The following is a 5,502-nucleotide window of genomic DNA, read 5'->3' as shown; positions in this document are numbered from 1 at the left end:
GCTCCTGCGGGGGCCCGGGCTCGTCCGCCGGCGGCGGCAGGGCCGTCTCCACCGGTTCCAGCGCCCCCTTCGCGTACCGCTGGAAGCGGGACACGGCGACCGCGACCTGCATGCCGCGCGCGGTGGCGGCCGTCGCGCCGGACTCGGCCCGGGCCAGTTCGGCGTACGAGGCGAAGTCGCGCCGGATGACCGAGGCCGCGCGGGAGAGGACCGCGGCCCGCTCCTCGGGGCTCGTGCGGGACCAGCTCGCGAAGGCGTCGCGGGCCGCCGAGGCCGCCGCGTGGACCTGCGCGCGGCTCGCCTCGGGCGCGAGGCCGACGACGTCCTCGGTCGCCGGGTCGATCACCTCGTAGTGCCCGCAGTCGGGCTCGACCCACTCGCCGCCGATGAACAGCCGCCGCGCCCGAGTCACTTGGTGCTCACCGTCCTGGTGTCACGCCCGGAGCGCAGGATCTTCCCCGGCACCGCGCCCGTGACCTCGTCCCCGCGGATGGCCTCGACGCCGTTCACCCAGACCGCCTCGACGCCGATCGCCTTGGAGTCCAGGCGCGGACTGTCCCCGGGCAGGTCGTGGACGAGGGTGGCCTTGCCCGCGTCGATCCGCTCCGGGTCGAAGAGGACGAGGTCGGCGTGGTGGCCCTCGACGATCCGGCCGCGCTCGCGCAGCCCGAGGAGCCGCGCCGGGTCGTCGGTGAGCATCTTCACGGCCTGCTCAAGACCGACGAGCTTGCGCCCGCGCAGACAGTCCCCGAGGAACCGGGTCGTGTAAGGCGCCCCGCACATGCGGTCCAGGTGCGCGCCCGCGTCCGAGCCGCCGAGCAGGACGTCCTCGTGCTGCCAGGTCGCGGCGCGCAGGGCCCAGGAGTCGGGGTCGTTGTCGGCGGGCATCGGCCACAACACCGTACGCAGGTCGTCATGGGCGCAGATCTCTACGATGCACTCGAAGGGCTCCTGGCCGCGTTCGGCGGCGATGTCGGCCACGACCCGTCCGGTGAGCCCGGCGTTCGACTCGGAGTACGTGTCGCCGATGACGTACCGGTCGAAGCGGGCCAGCCGCCGGAAGACGCCCGCCTCCTTGCTCTCCGCGTGCCGCAGCATCTCCGCGCGCACGTCGGGGTCGCGCAGTCTCGCGATCCGCTCGGGCACGGGCAGGCCGAGGATGTCGCCCCAGCCGGGGATGAGGTTGAGGGCGCAGAAGGTGCCGAGCGACATGTTCATGGGGGTGAGGATCGGCATGGTGAGGGCGACGATGCGGCCGCCCGCCTTCCGGGCGCGCTCGCTGGGCACGAGCTGGCGGGGCACGCGTTCGGGGACGGCGGCGTCGATGGTGAGGACGTTCCAGTTGAGGGGCCGCCCGGCGGCGGCGCTCATCTCCACCAGCAGGTCGATCTCGTCGTCGCCGAACTGGTCGAGACACCCCGCGACGATCGCCTCCAGCTGCGTCCCCTCGTGCTCGGCGACGGCACGGCAGAGCGCGAGCAGCTCCTCGGGCCTCGCGTGCCGGGACGCCACGGGCTGCCCGTCGCCGTCGGAGTGGGTGGAGGACTGCGTGGTGGAGAGCCCCCACGCGCCCGCGTCCATCGCGTCGTGCAGGAGCCGGACCATCTCGTCGAGCTGGGCGGGCGTCGGCTGCCCGCCGACGGCGTCCGCGCCCATCACGTACCGCCGCAGGGCGCAGTGCCCCACCATGAACCCGGCGTTCACGGCGACGCGCCCCTCCAGGGCGTCCAGATACTCCCCGAACGAACTCCACGTCCAGGGCGCGCCCTCCTCCAGCGCCACCAGCGACATGCCCTCGACCTTCGCCATCATCCGCCGCGTGTAGTCGGCGTCCTCGGGCCGCCCGGGGTGCAGCGGCGCGAGCGTGAACCCGCAGTTGCCGCCCGCGACGGTGGTCACGCCGTGGTTGAGGGAGGGCGTCGCGTACGGATCCCAGAAGAGCTGGGCGTCGTAGTGCGTATGCGGATCGACGAACCCCGGCGCGAGGACCCGCCCCCGGGCGTCCTCGCGCGTGGCGGCCTGCTCGGTGACGGCACCGGGCCCGGCGATGACGGCGATGCGGCCGCCTCGTATGCCGACGTCGGCGACGAAGGCGGGGGCGCCGGTCCCGTCGACGACGGTCGCGCCCTGGATGAGGTGGTCGAGCATGACGGGACGTCCCCTTTCGGAGAACGGAATTGTCTGTGCGCAACTGGCGCGTCGAGCGAGTCGGGCCGGCGTTCGAGGACGAGCCCGGGGCCGGCAAGCATCAGCCCGTCCGGCGTTTGAGGACGAGCCCGAAGGGCGATGGGCGGCACCCCGGCCTCCGTCCGGGAGAGGAAGCCGGGGCAGCTGAAGGGACCCCTCAGGAACCTGCCGCTTGCCGGAACCGAGAAGTCCGATGCACCGGGTCCGTATCAATCTTCGGAATCACATGCTCACCGATCAACCGGATCGTGCTCTTCGTGTCCTCGGGCGAGATCCCGATCGGCAGCCCGAAGCTGAGCTGATCCGCCCCGGCCTGCTCCCACCGCTTGCACTGCCGGAAGACCTCGTCCGGATCGCCGCAGATCATCAGCTCCTCGGCGATGAGCAGTTCGATGATCTCCTCGCTGTAGGCGGGGAGGAGTTCGGGCCACTGGGGGATGCCCTCGGGCCGGGGGAAGGTGTCGTGGTAGCGGAAGAGCAGCGACTGGAGGTAGTTGAGCCCGCCGCCGACGGCGATCTCGACGGCCTTGGCATGAGTCTCCGCGCAGATCGCCGTGGAGGTCACCATGACGTTGTCGTTGACGAAGTCACCGATCGCCTCGGCCTCCTTCACGGCCGACTTGTAGGACTCGACGACCCACTCCATGTCGGAGACCTTCTGCACGCTGAAGCCGAGCACCCCGAGCCCCTTCTTCCCGGCCATCGCGTACGAGGACGGGGACCCGGCGGCGTACCACATGGCGGGGTGGGACTTGCCGTACGGCTTGGGCAGGATCTTGCGCGGCGGAAGCGACCAGTGCTTGCCCTGGAAGCCGGCGTACTCGTCCTGGAGCCACATCTTGGGGAACTCGGCGATGGTCTCTTCCCAGATCTCCTTGGTGTGGTTCATGTCGGTGATGCCCGGCATGAAGCCAAGGATCTCGTGCGAACCGGCGCCGCGCCCCGTCCCGAACTCGAAGCGCCCTTCGGAGAGATGGTCGAGCATGGCGACCTTCTCGGCGACCTTGACGGGGTGGTTGACGGGCGCGAGCGGGTTGAAGATGCCCGATCCCAGATGGATGCGCTCGGTGGCGTGCGCGAGGTAGCCGAGGTAGACGTCGTTGGCGGAGAGGTGGGAGTACTCCTCCAGGAAGTGGTGTTCGGAGGCCCAGGCGTACTTGAAGCCGGACTTGTCCGCCTCGATGACGTACTCGGTCTCCTCGATGAGCGCCTTGTGCTCCGCATCGGGGTCGACCTGGGCCCGCGCGGCGGGCACGTATCCCTGTACAAAGAGCCCGAATTCCAAGGAGGTTCACCGTCCTCGTAAGGGTCGTCCGACCGGCTTCCTGACGGCCCGTCAGATCAGGATGCGTCGACTGTTCCACCGCCCTCGCGGACCGTCAATACCTGACGCCACGTCAGCTCGCTGCCGGGCGGCGTCGCTCAAATGACGCTGACCCCCGCGAGCCAGCCGCCGTCGATGACGAAGGGCTGGCCCGTGATGTACGTGGAGTCGTCGCCGGTGAGGAAGAGGGCGAGGGCCGCGATCTCCCGGGCGGTGCCGATCCGCCCCATCGGCACAAGCTTCTTGTACAGCCCGGCGACCGCCTCCTTCGCCGCCTCGGGGTCGGCGGCCGGGTCGAGCTGGGCGGGGTCGGTCATGGGGGTGTCGACCGCGCCCGGGCAGACGGCGTTGACGCGGATGTTCTTCGCGGCCAGCTCCAGGGCGGCGACGCGGGTCAGGCCGAGGATGGCGTGTTTGGTGGCGGCGTACGCGCCGACGTACGCCATGCCGGTGAGGGCCGTGTAGGAGGCGGTGTTGACGATGGTGCCGCCGCCCGCGGCCGCTATCTCGGGAGCGACGGTACGGATGCCGAGAAAACAGCCGACCTGATTGACTTGAATGACCTGCTGGAACTCTTCGAGGGGCGTGTGGACGAGTTCGTTGAAGCGGAGGATCCCGGCGTTGTTGACGAGCCCGTCGATCTTTCCGTGGGCGTCCTTGGCGGTGGCCACGGCGGCCTGCCAGTCCGCCTCGCGGCCGACGTCCAGGTGAACGTAGGTCGCGGCGCCCGCCCCCTCCTCCTCTCCGATCTCCTTGGCAAGGGCCTCGCCCTGCGCGTCGAGCACGTCCGCGACGATGACCTTGGCGCCCTCGGCGGCGAACAGCCTCGCCTCCTGCTCGCCCTGGCCGCGCGCGGCGCCGGTCACGATGATGACGCGGCCGTTCAGTTTGCCGGTGCCGGTGCCGGTGCCGATGTCGGTGCTGGTGCTGGTGCCCATGCCCATGGGTTGCTCCTAGGTCGTCAGGTGAGGTGGGGTGCCACGTCGGCGCTGAACGCCCGCATTTGATCGGTGAGTTCGGTACGACTGCGACTACGAAACCGGACCTGTATCTGATCCACACCCATCGCCGCGTAGGCGCGCAGCGACTCGGCCAGGGCGTCCGGCTTGCCGTGCAGCGTGCGGCGGCCGACGGGGCGCCCCGGCTCGCCCACGTACAGGGCCTCGGTGATGGCGCCGACGGTGATCGGCGCCTCGATCCCCGCCTCCTCCCGCAGCCGCCTGAGCTTCGCGATCTGCGCGGGCAGCTTCTCGCGCGGGTCCCCCTGCGGCAGCCAGCCGTCGGCGCGGGTGGCGGCGCGGCGGATGGCGGCGGGCGAGGACCCGCCGATCCATATGGGTACGTGGCCCTGTGCGGGCCGGGGCCGCTGCCCCAACTCCCTGAAGTCGTAATGTTCACCCTGGTGTTCGGGGTACTCCCCCGGCCCGAGGGCGGCGTTCAGGGCATCGATGGCCTCGTCGAGCAGGGCCCCGCGACGCGCGAAGTCGACACCGAGCACCGCGAACTCCTCCGGCACGTGCCCCGCCCCCACCCCGAGGATCAGCCGGCCGCCGCTGAGGTGGTCCAGGGTCGCGTACTGCTTGGCGGTGACGAGGGGGTGGCGCAGGCCGACGATGGCGACGTGACTCATCAGCCGGACGCGCTCGGTGACGGCGGCGAGGTGGGCGAGGGTGGCGACGGGGTCGTACCAGGTGGTGCCCATGCCTTCGGCGAGGCGGCGGGGGATGGCGACGTGGTCGCAGCAGGCGATATAGGCGAACCCGGTTTCGTCCGCGACGCGGGCGATCTTTCTCAGGTCGCGAGGGCCGGCGGCGGCTTCCCAGGGCTCGGCGTAGAGGGGGCTCTGGGACTGGATGGGGAGCTGTAGGCCGTAGGCGAGGGGAGGGGGAGCTGTCATGGGTATCTGCCCACTTCTCGAAGGTGAGGGGGTCCTGAGGTGGCGTCACACAAGTTCTGGCGGGGTGCCTTGGGCGGGGTCTGCGCCTTGGCTC

5 protein-coding genes are annotated in these 5,502 nt (G+C 70.8%); all 5 read right to left on the bottom strand.

Annotation, left to right across the window (positions count from 1 at the left end; all coding sequences use genetic code 11):
* The coding region (locus GKQ77_RS26630; RefSeq protein WP_219691475.1) for an aldehyde dehydrogenase family protein at nt 1–412 on the bottom strand (412 nt) is incomplete at its 3' end.
* On the bottom strand, nt 409–2,148 hold the full coding sequence (locus GKQ77_RS26625; RefSeq protein WP_219691474.1) for an N-acyl-D-amino-acid deacylase family protein: 1,740 nt from the start codon (nt 2,146–2,148) through the stop codon (nt 409–411). The genes GKQ77_RS26625 and GKQ77_RS26630, both read right to left, overlap by 4 nt.
* Before the next feature lie 196 nt (nt 2,149–2,344).
* Nucleotides 2,345–3,472 (bottom strand): LLM class flavin-dependent oxidoreductase, encoded by a 1,128-nt coding sequence (locus GKQ77_RS26620; RefSeq protein WP_219691473.1) that lies wholly within the window; start codon nt 3,470–3,472, stop codon nt 2,345–2,347.
* 137 nt (nt 3,473–3,609) lie between these two features.
* A complete protein-coding gene (locus GKQ77_RS26615; protein WP_219691472.1) occupies nt 3,610–4,449 on the bottom strand; it encodes an SDR family NAD(P)-dependent oxidoreductase in 840 nt (279 codons plus the stop codon).
* 23 nt (nt 4,450–4,472) lie between these two features.
* Complete coding sequence (locus tag GKQ77_RS26610; protein WP_219691471.1) at nt 4,473–5,408, bottom strand: LLM class F420-dependent oxidoreductase; 936 nt, start codon at nt 5,406–5,408, stop codon at nt 4,473–4,475.
* Nucleotides 5,409–5,502: the final 94 nt, after the last annotated feature.

The organism is Streptomyces anatolicus, from assembly GCF_019400875.1.
In the GTDB taxonomy this organism is placed as follows: Bacteria; Actinomycetota; Actinomycetes; order Streptomycetales; family Streptomycetaceae; genus Streptomyces; species Streptomyces anatolicus.
The sequence above is the reverse complement of the archived record's forward strand: the minus strand, read 5'-3'. Positions and strand labels throughout refer to the sequence as shown.

Bases quoted from the DNA above. Each gene is read 5' to 3' on its own strand.
- GKQ77_RS26625 (WP_219691474.1), bottom strand. From the start codon at position 2,148: ATGCTCGACCACCTCATCCAGGGCGCGACCGTCGTCGACGGGACCGGC.
- GKQ77_RS26615 (WP_219691472.1), bottom strand. From the start codon at position 4,449: ATGGGCACCAGCACCAGCACCGACATCGGCACCGGCACCGGCACCGGC.
- GKQ77_RS26610 (WP_219691471.1), bottom strand. From the start codon at position 5,408: ATGACAGCTCCCCCTCCCCTCGCCTACGGCCTACAGCTCCCCATCCAG.